The organism is Streptomyces sp. NPDC002669, from assembly GCF_042889165.1.
Taxonomy (GTDB): Bacteria; Actinomycetota; Actinomycetes; order Streptomycetales; family Streptomycetaceae; genus Streptomyces.
Genome location: NZ_JBIAQQ010000005.1, coordinates 170571 through 185939, shown reverse-complemented (window position 1 = coordinate 185939; position 15369 = coordinate 170571). Strand labels below are relative to the sequence as shown.

Annotated in this window: 14 protein-coding genes and 1 pseudogene; 10 read left to right on the top strand and 5 right to left on the bottom strand. The window is 70.7% G+C overall.

Annotated elements, in window-relative coordinates; genetic code table 11:
- Nucleotides 1-73 precede the first annotated feature (73 nt).
- The 4 genes from ACFYW1_RS09855 to ACFYW1_RS09840 all read left to right on the top strand — a co-directional run bounded on the left by ACFYW1_RS09855 (nucleotide 74) and on the right by ACFYW1_RS09840 (nucleotide 4454).
- Nucleotides 74-1027 carry a DUF1177 domain-containing protein gene (locus ACFYW1_RS09855; protein WP_388989699.1) on the top strand — a complete coding sequence of 318 codons (954 nt, stop codon included), beginning with the start codon at nucleotides 74-76 and terminating at the stop codon, nucleotides 1025-1027.
- On the top strand, nucleotides 1027-2415 hold the full coding sequence (locus ACFYW1_RS09850) for a cytosine permease (protein WP_388989697.1): 1389 nt from the start codon (nucleotides 1027-1029) through the stop codon (nucleotides 2413-2415). The genes ACFYW1_RS09855 and ACFYW1_RS09850 overlap by 1 nt, the downstream gene beginning before the upstream one ends.
- Nucleotides 2412-3749: a M20/M25/M40 family metallo-hydrolase gene (locus tag ACFYW1_RS09845; protein ID WP_388989694.1), complete on the top strand. Its 1338-nt coding sequence runs from the start codon at nucleotides 2412-2414 to the stop codon at nucleotides 3747-3749. Before ACFYW1_RS09850 ends, ACFYW1_RS09845 begins: the two co-directional genes overlap by 4 nt.
- A gap of 114 nt (nucleotides 3750-3863) precedes the next feature.
- Complete coding sequence (locus tag ACFYW1_RS09840) at nucleotides 3864-4454, top strand: hypothetical protein (protein ID WP_388989692.1); 591 nt, start codon at nucleotides 3864-3866, stop codon at nucleotides 4452-4454.
- Here ACFYW1_RS09840 and ACFYW1_RS09835 read toward each other — a convergent pair.
- From ACFYW1_RS09835 to ACFYW1_RS09820, 4 genes and pseudogenes are all read right to left on the bottom strand, one after another.
- Entirely contained in the window at nucleotides 4451-5509 is a 1059-nt protein-coding gene (locus ACFYW1_RS09835; protein WP_388989690.1) for a phosphotransferase, read from the bottom strand. The genes ACFYW1_RS09840 and ACFYW1_RS09835 overlap by 4 nt on opposite strands.
- A 96-nt stretch (nucleotides 5510-5605) precedes the next feature.
- Nucleotides 5606-6211 (bottom strand): dihydrofolate reductase family protein, encoded by a 606-nt coding sequence (locus tag ACFYW1_RS09830; protein ID WP_388989688.1) that lies wholly within the window; start codon nucleotides 6209-6211, stop codon nucleotides 5606-5608.
- Nucleotides 6212-6394: 183 nt separating this feature from the next.
- On the bottom strand, nucleotides 6395-6595 hold the full coding sequence (locus ACFYW1_RS09825) for a DUF397 domain-containing protein (RefSeq protein WP_388989686.1): 201 nt from the start codon (nucleotides 6593-6595) through the stop codon (nucleotides 6395-6397).
- A gap of 5 nt (nucleotides 6596-6600) precedes the next feature.
- Nucleotides 6601-7474: pseudogene (locus ACFYW1_RS09820) on the bottom strand (helix-turn-helix domain-containing protein).
- Nucleotides 7475-7858: 384 nt separating this feature from the next.
- On the opposite strand from ACFYW1_RS09820, the gene ACFYW1_RS09815 reads away from it, so the two are divergent.
- The 6 genes from ACFYW1_RS09815 (at nucleotide 7859) to ACFYW1_RS09790 (ending at nucleotide 14697) form a co-directional block, all read left to right on the top strand.
- Nucleotides 7859-9871 carry a protein kinase gene (locus ACFYW1_RS09815; protein WP_388989684.1) on the top strand — a complete coding sequence of 671 codons (2013 nt, stop codon included), beginning with the start codon at nucleotides 7859-7861 and terminating at the stop codon, nucleotides 9869-9871.
- Between the two features lie 315 nt (nucleotides 9872-10186).
- Nucleotides 10187-10573: a DUF6415 family natural product biosynthesis protein gene (locus ACFYW1_RS09810; RefSeq protein ID WP_388989682.1), complete on the top strand. Its 387-nt coding sequence runs from the start codon at nucleotides 10187-10189 to the stop codon at nucleotides 10571-10573.
- Between the two features lie 329 nt (nucleotides 10574-10902).
- Nucleotides 10903-11559: a class I SAM-dependent methyltransferase gene (locus ACFYW1_RS09805; protein ID WP_388989679.1), complete on the top strand. Its 657-nt coding sequence runs from the start codon at nucleotides 10903-10905 to the stop codon at nucleotides 11557-11559.
- A gap of 35 nt (nucleotides 11560-11594) precedes the next feature.
- Nucleotides 11595-12548, top strand: a complete 954-nt coding sequence (locus ACFYW1_RS09800) for an N-acetylmuramoyl-L-alanine amidase (RefSeq protein ID WP_388989677.1) — start codon at nucleotides 11595-11597, stop codon at nucleotides 12546-12548.
- Between the two features lie 191 nt (nucleotides 12549-12739).
- Nucleotides 12740-13564 (top strand): hypothetical protein, encoded by an 825-nt coding sequence (locus ACFYW1_RS09795; protein WP_388989675.1) that lies wholly within the window; start codon nucleotides 12740-12742, stop codon nucleotides 13562-13564.
- A 122-nt stretch (nucleotides 13565-13686) separates the two neighbouring features.
- A complete protein-coding gene (locus ACFYW1_RS09790) occupies nucleotides 13687-14697 on the top strand; it encodes an LLM class F420-dependent oxidoreductase (protein ID WP_388989672.1) in 1011 nt (336 codons plus the stop codon).
- Between the two features lie 144 nt (nucleotides 14698-14841).
- Here the strand turns inward: ACFYW1_RS09790 and ACFYW1_RS09785 are convergent, their stop codons facing one another.
- On the bottom strand, nucleotides 14842-15234 hold the full coding sequence (locus tag ACFYW1_RS09785) for a winged helix-turn-helix transcriptional regulator (protein WP_388990168.1): 393 nt from the start codon (nucleotides 15232-15234) through the stop codon (nucleotides 14842-14844).
- Between the last annotated feature and the right edge of the window lie 135 nt (nucleotides 15235-15369).

Sequence of the window (15369 nt, the reverse complement as noted above, 5' to 3'; positions counted from 1 at the left end):
CCGGGTGTCCGGATCAGCCCGGGTGTCCGGATCAGCGGGATCGGTGAGACCGGGTGAGCGAGAAAGGCCCCCCATGTTGAAGTACGTGCTGGACATCGTCGATCTGTTGGACGATCCCCAGGTCAATGGCAAGACGGTCGTCGAGTACCTCGACTCCGTGAGCGGCGCCGAGGGCTCGTCCGCGAAGGCCACCACGGTCATCGGCGAGCAGGGCTCGACGGACTTCGTGATGGTCCGCGTCCCGGGCTCGCGAGGGCGTTCGGCCGGGGGCGACGCCCGCACCCTGGGCGTGGTGGGCCGGCTCGGCGGCATCGGTGCCCGGCCCGAGGTGACCGGTCTGGTCTCCGACGCCGACGGCGCGGTCTCCGCGCTCGCCGCCGCCGCCAAGCTGCTGGACATGCGCCGCCGCGGCGACGTACTGCCCGGCGATGTGATCGTGGCCACCCACATCTGCCCGAACGCGCCGACCGAGCCGCACGACCCGGTGCCGTTCATGGGCTCGCCCGTGGACATCGCCACCATGAACCGGCACGAGGTGACCGACGAGATGGAGGCCGTGCTCTCCATCGACACCACCAAGGGCAACCGGATCATCAACCACAAGGGCCTCGCCCTGTCGCCCACCGTCAAGGAGGGCTGGGTGCTCCGGGTCAGCGAGCCGCTCGGCGAGCTGCTGGCCGTGGTGACGGGTGAGCCGTTGGTCACGTATCCGGTGACCACGCAGGACATCACCCCGTACGGTAATGGGGCACACCACATCAATTCGATCCTCCAGCCCTCCACCGCGACGACCGCCCCGGTCATCGGTCTGGCCATCACCTCGGCCGCCGCGGTGCCGGGCTGCGGTACGGGCGCGAGCCACGAGACGGACATCGCGTCCGCCGCCCGCTACGCCGTGGAGGTCGCCAAGGGCTACGGCAGCGGCCACCTGGACTTCCACGACGCGGTGGAGTTCGACAACCTCGTCAACCGCTACGGGTCGCTGGCGCACCTGCAGACCTTCGGCCGCACACCCCAGGAGTCCTGATGGCAGCCACCCCGCAGGCCGAGGCCGGGGCCCCCGAGTCCAAGGCCATCGGCAGCGACGACTACTCGCTGTCCCGCGTCCCGCGCGACAAGCGCTTCGGCTTCTGGTCGATGCTGCTCCAGTGGCTGGCCCAGTCCGGCTCGATCTCGCAGTTCACCCTCGGCGCCACCATCGGCGTCGGCATGACCTTCGGGGACGCCTTCCTCGCCTTCACGCTCGGCGCGGTGATCCTGGAGGTCGTGATCTTCGCGATCGGCCTGGCCGGCATGCGCGAGGGCCTGGCGACGCCCATGCTGACCCGCTGGGTCGGCTTCGGCCGCAACGGCTCGGCGCTGGTCAGCTTCATCATCGCGGTCAGCCTGGTCGGCTGGTTCGGCGTCCAGAACACGATCTTCGGCAACAGCGTCTCGGCGCTGATCGGCGGCCCGGCCTGGATGTGGTGCGTGCTGGCCGGCATCGCCATCACCGCCCTGGTGATCTTCGGCTTCAAGTACATGGCCACCTTCGCCAAGATCGTCACGCCGCTGTTCTTCGCGATGGTCGCCTGGTCGGTCATATCGACGCTGAAGGACCACTCCATCGGTGAGCTGATCAGCTCCCCGCCGCCCGGCGAGACGATCCCGCTCGCCGTCGCCGCCACCGCCATCGCGGGCGGCTACATGACCGGCGCGATCGTGTCCCCGGAGATGACCCGGTACAACCGGAAGGGCTCGCACGTCTTCCTGCAGAGCGCCTCGTCGATGATCCTCTCCGAGTACATCGTCGGCCTGACCGGCGTGCTCCTCGGCCACCTGGTCAAGAGCAGCGAGGTCTCGCACATCGTGCTCTCCACCTCCGGCGCCTTCGGCGTGATCGTGGTCCTGATGTCCACCGCCAAGATCAATGACTGGAACCTGTACGGCTCCTCGCTCGGCGTCGTCAACTTCTTCCAGGTCGTCTTCCGCAAGCGGCTGCACCGCGGCGCGGTCACGATCGTGCTCGGCATCGCGGGCACGGCCCTGTCCGCGGTCGGGATCATGACCCACTTCACCGAGTTCCTCTCCGTCCTCGGCGTCGCCATCCCGCCCATCGGCGGCATCATCGTGGCCGAGTACTGGGTCGTGAAGCGGATGCGCAAGCCGCTGGACGAGACCCGCGAGTCCGAGACCCTGCCGACGTCCTCGCCGACCTGGGTCCCGATGTCCATCGCCATCTGGATCGCGGCGTTCTGCGTCGGCAAGTTCTACGACGGCGGCATCCCGGCCCTGAACTCGCTGGCCACCGCGTTCGTCCTGTACAGCGTCCTCGGCCTGCTGGGCTGGGTGAAGCCGTACGGCACCTCCACCCTGGACGACGAGGACGTCTCCGCCCCCGCCGCCCGCGCGACAACCCCTGTGGGAGCAGCATGACCACCCCCGACCCCACCGCCGCCCCGCTCGTCCCGGCCTCGGCCGAGGCCCAGGACGAGGTCATCGGGCTCTGCGCCGAACTGATCCGGTTCGACACCTCCAACCCCACCAGCGACGAGCGCGCCTGCGCCGACTGGGTGGTGGGCCGCCTCGCCGAGGCGGGCATCGACTCCGAGTTGGTCGAGTCCGCCCCGGGCCGCGCCAACGTCATCGCCCGGATCGCGGGCGCCGACCCGGAGCGCGGTGCCCTCCTGGTCCACGGCCACCTGGACGTGGTGCCCGCCGACGCCGCCGAGTGGCAGGTCCCGCCGTTCTCCGGCGAGATCCGCGACGGCTACCTGTGGGGGCGCGGCGCGATCGACATGAAGGACACGGTGGCCGTCATGCTGGCCACCGCCCGGCACTTCGCCCGCACCGGCACCAGGCCGTCGCGCGACCTGGTCCTGGCCTTCCTCGCCGACGAGGAGGCGGGCGGGAAGTTCGGCGCCCACTGGCTGGTCGAGCACCGCCCGGAGCTGTTCGCCGAAGTCACCGAGGCGATCGGCGAGGGCGGCGGATTCTCGTACGCGCTGGACGACACCCGGCGCCTCTACCCGATCGAGAACGCCCAGCGCGGCATGGCCTGGATGGAGCTGACGGCGACCGGGCGGGCCGGCCACGGCTCCTCGCCCAACGACGAGAACGCGGTCACCGACCTCGCCGAGTCGCTGACCCGCATCGGCCGCCACACCTTCCCCGTCCGGCTGATCGAACCGGTGCGGGCACTGCTCCAGGAGGCCGCCGGCCTCCAGGGCGTGGAGCTCGACCTCGACGCCGAGGACCTGGACGCCGAACTGGCCAAGCTGGGACACGTCGCCGACTTCATGCAGGTGGTGCTCCGCAACTCCGCGAACCCCACCATGTTCTCCGCCGGCTACCAGACCAACGTCATCCCCGGAAAGGCCACCGCCCGGGTGGACGGCCGCTTCCTCCCCGGCCACGAACAGGAGCTGATCGACACGATCGACAGCCTCCTGCTCCCCTCGGTCACCCGCGAGTGGGTCAACCACGACATCGCGATGGAGACCACGTTCGACGGGCCGCTGGTCGACGCCATGTGCGCCGCCGTGCGCGCCGAGGACCCGGACGGCCACCCGGTCCCGTACTGCAACCCGGGCGGCACCGACGCCAAGGCATTCACCCACCTCGGCATCCGCTGCTTCGGCTTCAAGGGCCTCAAGCTCCCGCACGACCTGGACTACGGCCGGCTGTTCCACGGCGTGGACGAACGCGTCCCGCTGGAGGGCCTGCGCTTCGGCGTCCGCGTCATGACCCGGCTCTGGCAGAGCTGCTGATTCCCCACTCGGCACCCCTGCCAGGGGCCCCGACCCGGGCCCACCCCACGTACGCCCCCACCGGACTCCATGCCGTCGGTGGGGGCGTACGTCCTGCTCGGTAGAGTTCCGGGCATGGGTGCGACGTCTGCCCGGCCCGCCGGGCGTCCCGCTTCGTGGTGGCGCGAGCAGTGTCTCGAACTGCTCGACGCGGGCGACTGGTACGGGCTGTACCGCACGGCGATGGCGTGGCGGGTCGGCGGCGGAGGATCGTTCACCCCGGACGCCTGGCTGATGGACGTGTGCTCGGCCCTGCTGCACCATCAGCCGAAGACCGCGCTGCACTGCTGCGACATGGCGCTGAGCACCTGGGTCGAGCGCCCCGGCGACCGGGCCGTGCTCCGCTTCGTCCGCGGCCTGCTGATCGCCGACCACGTCAAGGACCCGCTGCGCGCCCTGGACGACCTGGAGTCCGCGCTGCACGGCCCGGACTGGCTGGCGGCGCATGCCGCACCCGAGCTGGAACGGGTGACGCGGGAGGCGAACCGCTCACGGGTGCGGAAACCCCGCGCGACTCCCGCGCCCGAGCTGGACACGGCCCACCGGGACCTGACCCGTTCGCACGCCTCGGGCCCCGTCCCGTCCCCGACGGAACCGCTGCCGGCCGACGGAGCGGTCCCCTCGCTCTGGGACCAGGCGATGAGCCGCCTTCGGCCCACGCCCTAGTACCAGGGGCGGGTGTCGTGCGCGGGCAGTGGACGCAGCTGCGGCCACTGCTGGAGCAGGCGGGCGGCCAGGGCGGAGCCGAGGCGGCCGACGGCGTGCAGGTGGTCGTGGTCGCGGGTCATGTCGGCGACCACGCCCAGGCGGTGGACGAGCCGCTCGCGGGCGGAGATGTAGCCCCACTCGAAGTCCTCGGAGGGCACCCGGGCGAACTGGTCGACCGTCCCGCGGTGGGCCCGCTCGACGAGCGCGTCGCCCCGGATCAGCCAGCCCGCACACGCGTCGGCGAGGTCACCCGGCACGTCCTTCCCGGTGAGGCCGCGCCAGGTGGTCCGGTAGACGTCCTCGACCTCCGCGAGCGGGGCCGCCGTGACCGACATGGCACACCAGCAGGTGGGGAAACCGATGCGGAAGTAGGCGAGTTCGGTCAGGCCGTTGCCGAGCGAGGCCCCCTCGAAGTCGACGAAGCGGACGCCGTCGGCGGTGCGCACGTCGTTGCCGGGACAGGGATCGCCGTGCAGCAGCGCGTGGTACGGGGTGGGGTCCAACCGCTCCAGGAGACCGGCGAGTTCATCGGGAACCGCGGGCGGCACGGGCACGTCGAGCGCCCTTGCCAGGGCGAGGAAGGACTCCGCGTCGGCGGCCGTGGGCCCCGACCAGACCGGCAGTGCGCCCGCGTCGGCGGGCCCGGTCAGGGCGTGCAGCCGGGCGAGCGACTCGGCGTACCCCGGCATCCAGTCGTCCGTCCTGCCGAGGTCTTCCAGGTGCTCCAGGACCATCACCCGCGAGGACGGGTCCGTGGCGAGCAGCGCGGGGGCCACGGCGGGCCCGGCGGCCCGCCCCGCCAGGCGCAGCCCGGCGACCTCCCGCGCGAAGCGCGTGTCCGCGTCGGCTGCCGCGTCCCCGCCGTCGACGATCTGCTTGACGATCACCGGCCGCCGGTCGGCCGGCCGCACCCGCCACACCCGCGACCGCGGGCTGCTGCCCAGGAGTTCGACCCGCTCGGGAGTGCCCACGGTGGAGAGCAGCGCCTCGCTGAAAGGAACCCGGTTCGACATGCCGACGAGCGTAACCCCGGGACTTCGTTGCGTTTGGTGCGCCGGGCACCGCCCGGTCGTGACGACCGCGGGGCGGGAATCCCGCGGCGCACGGCATCAGTAGCTGTCGTAACCGGGCTCGCCCTTCGGCCGGTAGATGCCGAGGACAGTGCCGCCCGTCGTCGTCGAGACGCTGACCGGCTCCAGCGCGGTGGGGACCGCTCCGTCGGCGAACAGCCGCTTGCCGGTGCCGATGATCACCGGGTGGATGGTCAGCCGGTACTCGTCGACGAGGTCGTGCCGCATGAGGGTCTGGGCGAGGTCGCCGCTGCCGACGACGTTGATGTTGCCGCCATCGGACGCCTTCAACGTACGTACGGCATCGACGATGTCGCCCTCCAACAGCGTGGAGTTCTGCCACTGGACGGACGTCAGGGTCCGGGAGGCGACGTACTTGTGCATGCTGTTCATCCGCTCGGTGAACGGATTGCCGGGATCGGCGGTCGGCCAGTACGACGCGAAGATCTCGTACGTCTTGCGGCCGAGCAGCATCGCGTCGGAGTGCTCGTACCAGCCGGCGATGGCCGCGCCGACCTCGTCGTCGGCCACCGGTTTCTGCCAGCCGCCGTGCTCGAAACCGCTCCCCGCGTCCTCGTCCGGACCGCCCGGTGCCTGCATGACGCCGTCGAGCGTCAGGAACGTGCAAACGATGACCTTGCGCATGGTGTGGATCCCTTCGTCGAAAGGTAGACCACACGATCGCCGGAAACTCATCGGCGCCACTTCCTCCGGCCTCCGCGACGGCTTCAGCACCACCCGGCGCACCGCAACGCGGCCCGAGGAGCACCGGAACGTGACGGAGACCCCCGCCGGGGCGGGGGCGGGGGCCTCCGTTCGGGAGGCGCGTCAGGCGTTGGAGGTGATTGAGGTGACGAACGCGGTCCAGGCGGCGTCCGGGAACACGCAGACGCCCTGCCCGGGGTCCTTGGAATCCCGGACAGCCATCACCCGCCCGTCGAGCCGAGCGCCCTCGACGCACTCGCCGCCCTGGTTGTTGCTGTAGCTGGACCTGAACCAGTGGGCACCCACGAGCTGATGAGTGGTCATGTAGATCAATGCTCCTTGATTGCTTCTCTGATCATGCCGAGAGACTCCTGCGGCCCCACGGCAAGAATCTGGAGGTCGTTGAACGCCTCTTCGTACAGGACCACATCGGCCCGCTTCCGCATGACTGAGGCCCCGCCCAGGTACTCCAGATAGACGATGGACTCCGCGTCGTCGAACCGGAGCAGTGTGAAGGCGCCGTTCATCCCGGGGTGCACGCCCGCCTTGAAGGGGACGACCTGCACCCGCACCGAGGGCCGCTGGGCCACCTCCGCCAGATGCTCCATCTGCGCACGCATCACGGCCGAACTACCGACCTTGCGGCGGAGAACCGCCTCGTTGACGACCGCCGCGAACTTGAGCGGAGCCGAATCGCGGCGCAATGCCTCCTGCCGCGTCATCCGTACGCCGACGAGTCGGTCGATCTCGTCGGCGGAGAGCCTCCCGGAGGCTCCCTGGTAAATGGCTCGTACGTAGTCTTCGGTCTGGAGGAGGCCAGGGACGAATTCACCCTCGTACTTGTGCAGAGCTGAGGCCGTGGCTTCCAGCCCCAAGTACGCCTTGAAGGTGGGTGCGATGACCGGTCGGTACTCGGGCGACTGCCACCAGTCCTTCTTGGTCTTGGTGACGGCTGCATACCCCAGCAGCAGAGCGCGCTTCTCGGGATCTGGCTTGTAGATCTCGCAGAGCGCCATCACGTCCGAGGTCTCCACGACCGAATTCTCCCCCGTCTCCAACCGCGTCAGCTTCGACGGGCTACAGAATCAGAGTGCGAACGACCTGGGTCGATGTGAGACCGGCTTCCTGCCGGAGCTGCCGGAGTTCACGCCCTAACTGAAGACGGCAGAGTGCGGGCGTCACCGACTCCACATCCGTGATCATCTACTGCCTCCCAGGACTTGTTACCCAGTGTGACGGAGAATGTTCCGCTGCCGCAAGGAGTGTTCTGCGTCGGCGCAGAACACCCCCACCCAGGAGCGCGAACGCGTCGAAAAGGCACAGAAATTCACGCAGGAATCTGCTGGCAGAAAACTGCCGCGACACCCACAGGCTACCCTCCGCACCGGCTCGATTACCAAATGTCGCCGAAACGGACCCTTCGGTCGCCGCACGCGCTTCCTCCCGGACAACTGCCGTGCGATTACAGCCAGGTTGACGATCAACCAGAGGGCTTCCCTGCGAAGTCATAGCCTTTCCGGGGCGCCGCGCCACGCACGGCGGGCGCCAGAAGCTCCGTGCGTGACGAACATGGCGAGGTATGCAGACATGTGGGGTCGAGGGACGCTGATCGACGACCGTTACGCACTGGTCGGACGGCTGGGCGGTGGCGCCATGGGCGAGGTCTGGCGCGCCGAGGACCAGGTGCTCAAGCGCCAGGTCGCCGTCAAGTTCCTTCGCCCCTCGGGACTTGAGGACAATTCCTTCCTCCCGCGCTTCCGGAAGGAGGCCAAGGTCCTCGCCTCCATCCGGCATCCGGGCGTCGTCGGTGTCCACGACTACGGCGAGCAGACGTTCCCCGGGAACGGCGACGGTCACGGCACGGCGACGCATGTCGCGTACATCGTCATGGAACTCATCGAGGGAAAGACGCTGGAGGAGCTGCGCGAGGAGCACGGGCTCCTTCCGCCGGCCAGGGTGCTCGACCTCGCCGCCCAGGCGCTCGACGCGCTGCACACCGTGCACCGGCTCGGCATCGTGCACCGTGACATCAAGCCGTCGAACCTGATGCTCCGCGAGGACGGCCGGGTCACGGTGACCGATTTCGGCATCGCCCGCACCGGGACCGGCACCCGGCTGACCGACCCGCACGGGATCATCGGCACACCGCGCTACATGTCCCCCGAACAGGCCCGGGGTCTGCCCGTCCTCCCGGCCTCCGATCTCTACTCCATCGGCGCGGTCTGCTACGAACTGATCACCGGAACACCGATGTTCAGAGGGGCTTCACCCGTCGAGGTCGCCCTCAAGCACATCGAGGAACCGGTGCCGGCCCTCCCCGAGGACGTTCCGGAAGCGACCAGGGCTTTTCTCTCCCAGGCGCTCGCCAAGGACCCCGAGGACCGCTACGTCAACGCCGCCGTGATGGCCGCCGCGGCCCGCCGGGCGGCCAAGGAACGCAACAACACCGACAACCACCACGACGCCGCCGAGGCACGCGACACCGCCAAGAAGCGCGACGCCGCGGAAGAACCCGGCCGGGACACGCAGCCCCGCCCGCACGCCCACCCGCGTTCCCGTCGGCGCCTCCGCCCGGTGTTTCTCCTGGCCGCGTTGTTCGTCTCCGCAGCCGCCGTCACGGCCCTGTACTTCGCCCCACTGCCCTGGAAGTCCGACTCCGGCTCCACAACGGACTCCGGCGCCGACTCCGCCGCACCGGCCGGGGACGCGGGAGGGAACAAGCTGGGCGCGGGCTGGGAGGATCGCGGCGTCATCCAGCCCCAGAAGTTCCCGTCCACGAGCACGTTCTGGATGGTCAACATCAACCCGGAGGACCCCAAGGCCGAATTCGTCGTGGTCGACAAGGACCAGAAGTTCCGGTTCTGGTGGAACAAGGGCCCTTCGGACACGGGCTGGAACCCCTTCGCCCCGGGGCAGAACTCCTACGCGCCTCCGGCCGGGGCCGTGGGCAGCGCCCTCCGCTTCGGTGACATCGACGGGGACGAGTTTCCCGACTGCATGATCGTCGACCCGGACGGCCGGATGAAGGTGCGCACCTGGAAGAAGGAGAATCCGTCAGGCGCCCGCATGTGCATGAACGACTACACCGGCACCCCCGACGTGTTCTCGCAAGGAGCCACCGGCGACCGGCCGTCCGTCGGTCCGAAGGACCGCGTCCTGTTCGCGGACGTCACCGGAGGCGGGCGGGACGACTACCTGCTGGTCAAGCCGGACGGTACGACGACGGCCTGGTACAACAGGGATTTCCAGTCCGCAGGCGGGCGGGAGTACCTGGACTGGGCCCCGCCCGAGGACATCGACGGCGTCCGGACGGAGCCCGAGGAGATCCTGTACGCGGACATCGACGGGGACCGGCGTGACGACCGCATCCTGATCACCGCCGAGGGCGGCGCCCGTGCCTGGATCAACGTGGGCGGCAAGGGGGCGGGCGGTGAGTTCCGGGAGATCGGAAGGATCGCGAAGAACTCCGGAGTGCCCCCGCAGGAGGTGCGGTTCGCCGATGTCGACGGGGACGGAAGGGCCGACTTCCTCCGCATCGAGCGGAACGGCGTGATCCACGCCTGGCTCAACAAGCTCAAGCCGGAGCGCTTCGGCAGCTGATACCCCGGGCACCCCGCCCTTGCACGGCGTCACCCGGCGTGATGGAGAACGTCCTACTGTCGCAAGGGGGGTTCTGCGGGAGCGCAGAACCCCCATTTCGGGCACGCGAACGCGCTGGAACAGCAAGGACTTTCGCGCGGAAACCCGCTCGCAGAAAACCGCTGCGGCACTCCCCCGGCTGCCGTCCGCACTGCGACGATTACCGAAGGTTGCCGGAACGGGCACGCACGACGGCATCGCCGCGCGGCCCGTCCGCCTGCCGCCACTCCCCCAGTTCCGCAGATCCGTAGGTCCGAGCCAGGAGCCCCCCCCCCCATGACACATCCCTCGACGCCCTCCTCGACGCCCCTCTCCCCCGGCCAACCGCAGCGGGCGGCCGACGGCGGCCCTCCCCCGGACGTCGAGTCCGCGCTCCGGGCCGCCGACGACGCCCTCGCCCTCCGGCTCGGCACGGTCACACGCCAGGAGATCGACGTCCGGACCGGCGAACTGCGCGGGCACGTCGTCCTCCTCGCCGATGCGGTGCTCGACCACGCGCGGACCGCTGCGGCCCGCTCCGTCCGGTGGGAGGTCGACCAGCTCCTCGCCGCGACGCCGAGGGACGGCGCGCTCGTCTTCAGCGCGTACCAGCATCTGCGCGACCTCGCCCGGATGCTGCGCCGGCTGGCCGACTCCGCGGCGGAGCACGGAGTGACGGCATGAGCGTCGATGCCCGGCCGCGGGACCACGGGCCGTGGGACTGCACGACCTTCGCGCCCCCCGGGCCGGACCTGCCCCGCGTGCCTGCGCCCGGTCCGGTCGCTCGACCGCTGTTTCCGGGGCGAGATCCCCGGAGCGGCCGGGGAGCCGGTCGTCCTCCACCGCCACGTCGACTGCGCGAGCCCGGAGCGCCCCTCGCCCGGCCGGGGGGCGTCCCGGGGCCGGACGGGCTCCCCCGCCGACACCTCCGGCGAGGACGTACGGCACGATGGGGCGCCGTCGAACGCGTAGTCCCGAAACCGTCCCCGACCCGTCCCCACCAGGAGGAACCCGTGCCCGCCGAGTCCGCCGTCGAGCCGTCGCCCGAGATTCTCGCCGCCTTCCGGGCCGCCAAGGGCTTCATGCCGGTGGACGAGGGGCTCGCGCTGTACCGGGCCGCCGTCGAGGCCGCCGCGCTGGGGCTGCCGGTCCTGGAGGTCGGCACGTACTGCGGGCGCTCCACCATCCTGCTCGCCGACGCCGCGCGGGCGGCCGGTGTGACGGCGCTCACCGTCGACCACCACCGTGGCAGCGAGGAGCAGCAGCCGGGCTGGGAGTACCACGACCCGGCCGTCGTGGACCCGGAGGTGGGGCGGATGGACACGCTGCCGACCTTCCGCCGGACCCTGCACGCGGCGGGGCTGGAGGACCACGTGGTGGCGCTGGTCGGGCGGTCGCCGCAGGTCGCGGCGGTCTGGGGCGGGAAGCTCGGGTTCGTGTTCATCGACGGCGGGCACACCGACGAGCACGCCAACGGCGATTACGAGGGTTGGGCGCCGCACGTGGCCGAGGGCGGGCTGCTGGTGATCCACGACGTGTTCCCGGACCCCGCGCACGGCGGCCAGGCCCCGTACCGGGTCTATCTGCGGGCGCTGGAGTCCGGCGCGTTCACCGAGGTCTCGGTGACGGATTCGCTGCGGGTGCTGCGGCGTACCGGGACCGGCATCTGAGGGCGGCCGTCCGAGGGCCCCGATAGCATCGCGTGGTGCCGTACGACGAGAGCGTTCCCCCCACACCGCGCCGCCGGCCCCTGATCGCCGTCGCCGTGCTCGCAGCCGTGTGCCTGAGTGCCGCGGGCTGCGGCGCGGGCGACGACGGGGGCGGCGGCACCGATGCCCGGCCGGGGCCGGGCCGCAGCGGTACCGCCTCCGTGCCGCCCTCCGCGTCGGCATCGCCGTCGAGGAGCGCTCCGGCACCGGGGAAGAAGTCCGCCTCCCCCACTACTCCTTCCGCTTCCGCTTCCGGGCCCGCGAAGAAGGTCTCCGGGCCGTTGTCGGGCAAGACCGTGGTGATCGATCCCGGACACAATCCGAACAATCGCCTGCACACCCGGGAAATCAATCGCCAGGTGGACATCGGGACCGGGCACAAGGAGTGCGACACCACCGGCACCTCGACCAATTCCGGTTATGCGGAGGCCCGGTTCACCCTCGACGTGTCGCACCGGTTGCGCGATCTCCTCGCGAAGCAGGGGGCCGAGGTCCTGCTGACGTACGACAACGACCGCTCGTACGGGCCGTGCGTCGACGAGCGGGCCCGGATCGGCAACAAGGCGAAGGCCGACGCGGTGGTCTCGGTGCACGCGGACGGTTCCGCGGTCGGCAACCGCGGCTTCCACGTGATCCTGCCCGCGGCCGTGCGGGGCGGGGCTGCGGACACCTCGAAGATCGTCGGACCCTCGCGCGATCTGGGAACCAGGATCGCCGGTCTCTTCGTCCGAGCCACCGGAAGCGCTCCCTCCAATTACATCGGCGGCAATACCGGATTGGACACCCGCAAGGATCTGGGCGGACTGAATTTGTCGACCGTGCCCAAAGTCTTCATCGAATGCGGCAATATGCGTGATCCCAAGGACGCCGCACTGCTCACCAGCCCGGACTGGCGCCAGAAGGCCGCGCAAGGCATCGCCGATGGCATCAGTAGCTACCTCAAGGGGTAACAAGAGGTGGTTCTGGGGCGAAAATGGGGGGATGTGCACCCAGCTTCCGGGCAGGGCCACGACCCGACCGGTCAGACGATAGATTCATCCGTACGATGGGGGCCTCCCCCGAGCTTCGTGCCGTGCCCGCCGTACCCGTGCAGGCGGCAGCGACGACCGCCCAGACGAGACGACCGACTAAGGACCTTCACGTGAATATCCGCTCCCTCACTCGAGGCGACGGCGTGGTGATCGGAGCAGCGGTCGTGCTGTTCATCGCCTCTTTCCTCGACCTCGACGGCTTCGACTGCCCCGCGGGCATCAAGTGCTCCTACGAGTCCGCGAACGCCTGGGATTCGCTCGGAATCCTCATGAGCTTCTTCCTGGCGGGCATCATCGGCGCGGTGCTGGTGATCGTGGGCCGTTCCATGCCGACCCGCAAGGTCGTCGGCTTCGACCTCGTCCAGTTCGGTGCCGCGTTCACCGTCTTCTCGCTGTGGACGGCCTTCTGGACGACCATCGACGCCGGTGACGCCGGCGCCGGCATGATCCTCGGCCTGCTCTCGACCATCGTGCTCGCGGGCGGCGCGGTCGCCACCCCGCTGGTCCCCGCTCTCAAGGCCCCGCTGATGGGAGCCCCGGGTCCGCAGGCGGTGCAGCCCCCGTACGGCCAGGGCCAGCCCGGCCAGGGCTACGGCTACCCGGGCGGCGCCCAGCAGCCGTCGTACGGCGGCCAGCCCTCCTTCGGCGGCCAGCCGCAGGCAGGTCAGCCGCAGGCCGGTCAGCCCGACCCGCAGAACGCCCAGCCGCAGGCCGCGGCCACGGGTGCGCCGGCCGGCGACTTCACCCCGTTCTGGTTCGCGGTGCCGGTGGCCCGCCCGCTGTACGGCGAGGACGGTTCGCCGTCGCCGATCGCCGAACTGGCGCCCGGCACCTGGTACCTCGCGGTCGAGCAGCGCGGTCAGACCCTGATCGCGCAGACCCAGGACGGCCGTCGTGGCGTCCTCCAGGACACCACGGGCATCCAGCGCGGCTGAGTCCACGCACCACCCGTACGACGACAGCGGCCCCCCGCCCCTTCCGGGCGGGGGGCCGCTGTCGTACCCTCCGTCCGTGCGCATCGATCTGACTGAGCGTCAGAAATGCTGGGAGGTGTCGGATGCGGCTCGGACTCGCGCTCGGCTACTGGGGCCGGGGACCCGACCCCGCCCATCTCGAACTGGCCAGGACCGCCGAGCGGTTGGGGTACGCCTCGGTGTGGACGGCGGAAGCCTGGGGCTCGGACGCGTTCACCCCGCTGACCTGGATCGCCGCGCACACCTCCCGCATCCGACTGGGCACCGGCATCGCGCAGATGGCGGCGCGCACCCCGACCGCGACCGCCATGCACGCCCTCACGCTCGACCACCTCTCCGGCGGCCGGATGATGCTCGGCCTGGGACTGTCCGGCCCGCAGGTGGTGGAGGGCTGGTACGGGCGGCCGTTCCCCGCGAGCCCGTTGACCGCGACCCGTGAGTACGTCGACGTCGTCCGCCAGGTGCTCCGCCGCGAGGCCCCCGTGGAGCTGGACGGACGGTTCCACTCCCACCCGTACACCGGCCCGGACGCCACCGGGCTGGGCAAGCCGCTGAAGCCGATCACCCACCCGCTGCGGTCGCGGCTGCCCGTGCTGCTCGGGGCGGAGGGACCGAGGAACATCGCGCAGACCACCCGGATCGCCGACGGCTGGCTGCCGCTGTACTGGTCGCCGCTGCGCACCGACGTGTACGCGGCCTCGCTCACCGACCTCCCCGAGGACTTCATGATCGCGCCGCTGGTCCGCGCCCGGATCTGCGACGACGTGGCGGAGGGGCTGCTGCCGGTGAAGGCGATGCTCGGCTTCTACATCGGGGGGATGGGGCACGCGGCCCGCAACTTCCACGCCGACCTGATGGCGCGGATGGGGTACGAGGACGAGGCCCGGCACATTCAGCGGCTGTTCCTCGAAGGGCGCAAGGAGGAGGCGGTGCTGGCGGTGCCCGACGCGTTCGCGGACGAGATCTCGCTCGTCGGCCCGCGCGAACGGATCGCGGAACGGCTGGCGTCGTGGCGCGCGGGACCGGTCACCGATCTGCTGGTGACGGCGCCGGACCCGCACACCCTGCGGGTGCTCGCCGAACTCAACGGCTAGGACACGCTTCGGAAGCGGCGCCGTCCGGCCGGAGGGCGGGCCGGCACGTCCGGTCCGTCACGCACCCGGGCACGTCCGGCCCATCACACTCTCCGATACGTCCGGCCCATCACGCATCCCGACACGTCCGGCACGTCATGCGCGTCACGCGCCCCGGGGGTCCGCGGCTTCCGGCTGCCGGGCGGCGGCGCAGCCCCCGGCCTCGGGGACACCGAGGAAACGCTCGGCCCAGCTGCCCAGCTCCTCCAGGGCCGGCCGCAGGGCCTCGCCGGCGGGAGTGAGCCGGTAGGTGACGCGCAGCGGCGGGCCGGCGTCCACCTCGCGGCTCACCAGACCCGCCTCGCCGAGTTCGGCGAGGCGGTCGGAGAGCATCCGCTCGCTGATCCCGCTGACGGCGCGGCGCAGTTCGGCGAAGCGGCCCGGACCGCTCATCAGGCTGGCGAGGATCACGCCGTTCCAGCGCTTGCCCAGAAGGACGAAGACACCTTCCACCGCGCCGCCCACACCCGCGCACTGCCCCGCATCATGCTGCCCCATCGCCATGCGGCCATGGTATCGCCCACCCCCATGGCACTTCTGAAAAGTAAGCTACTCTTACTTTGTAAGTAGCTAATGAAGCCGCTGTGCGGTGCCGGGCTGCACCGGTCCGCCGTGCCCGCGCGTCTCCGCGCA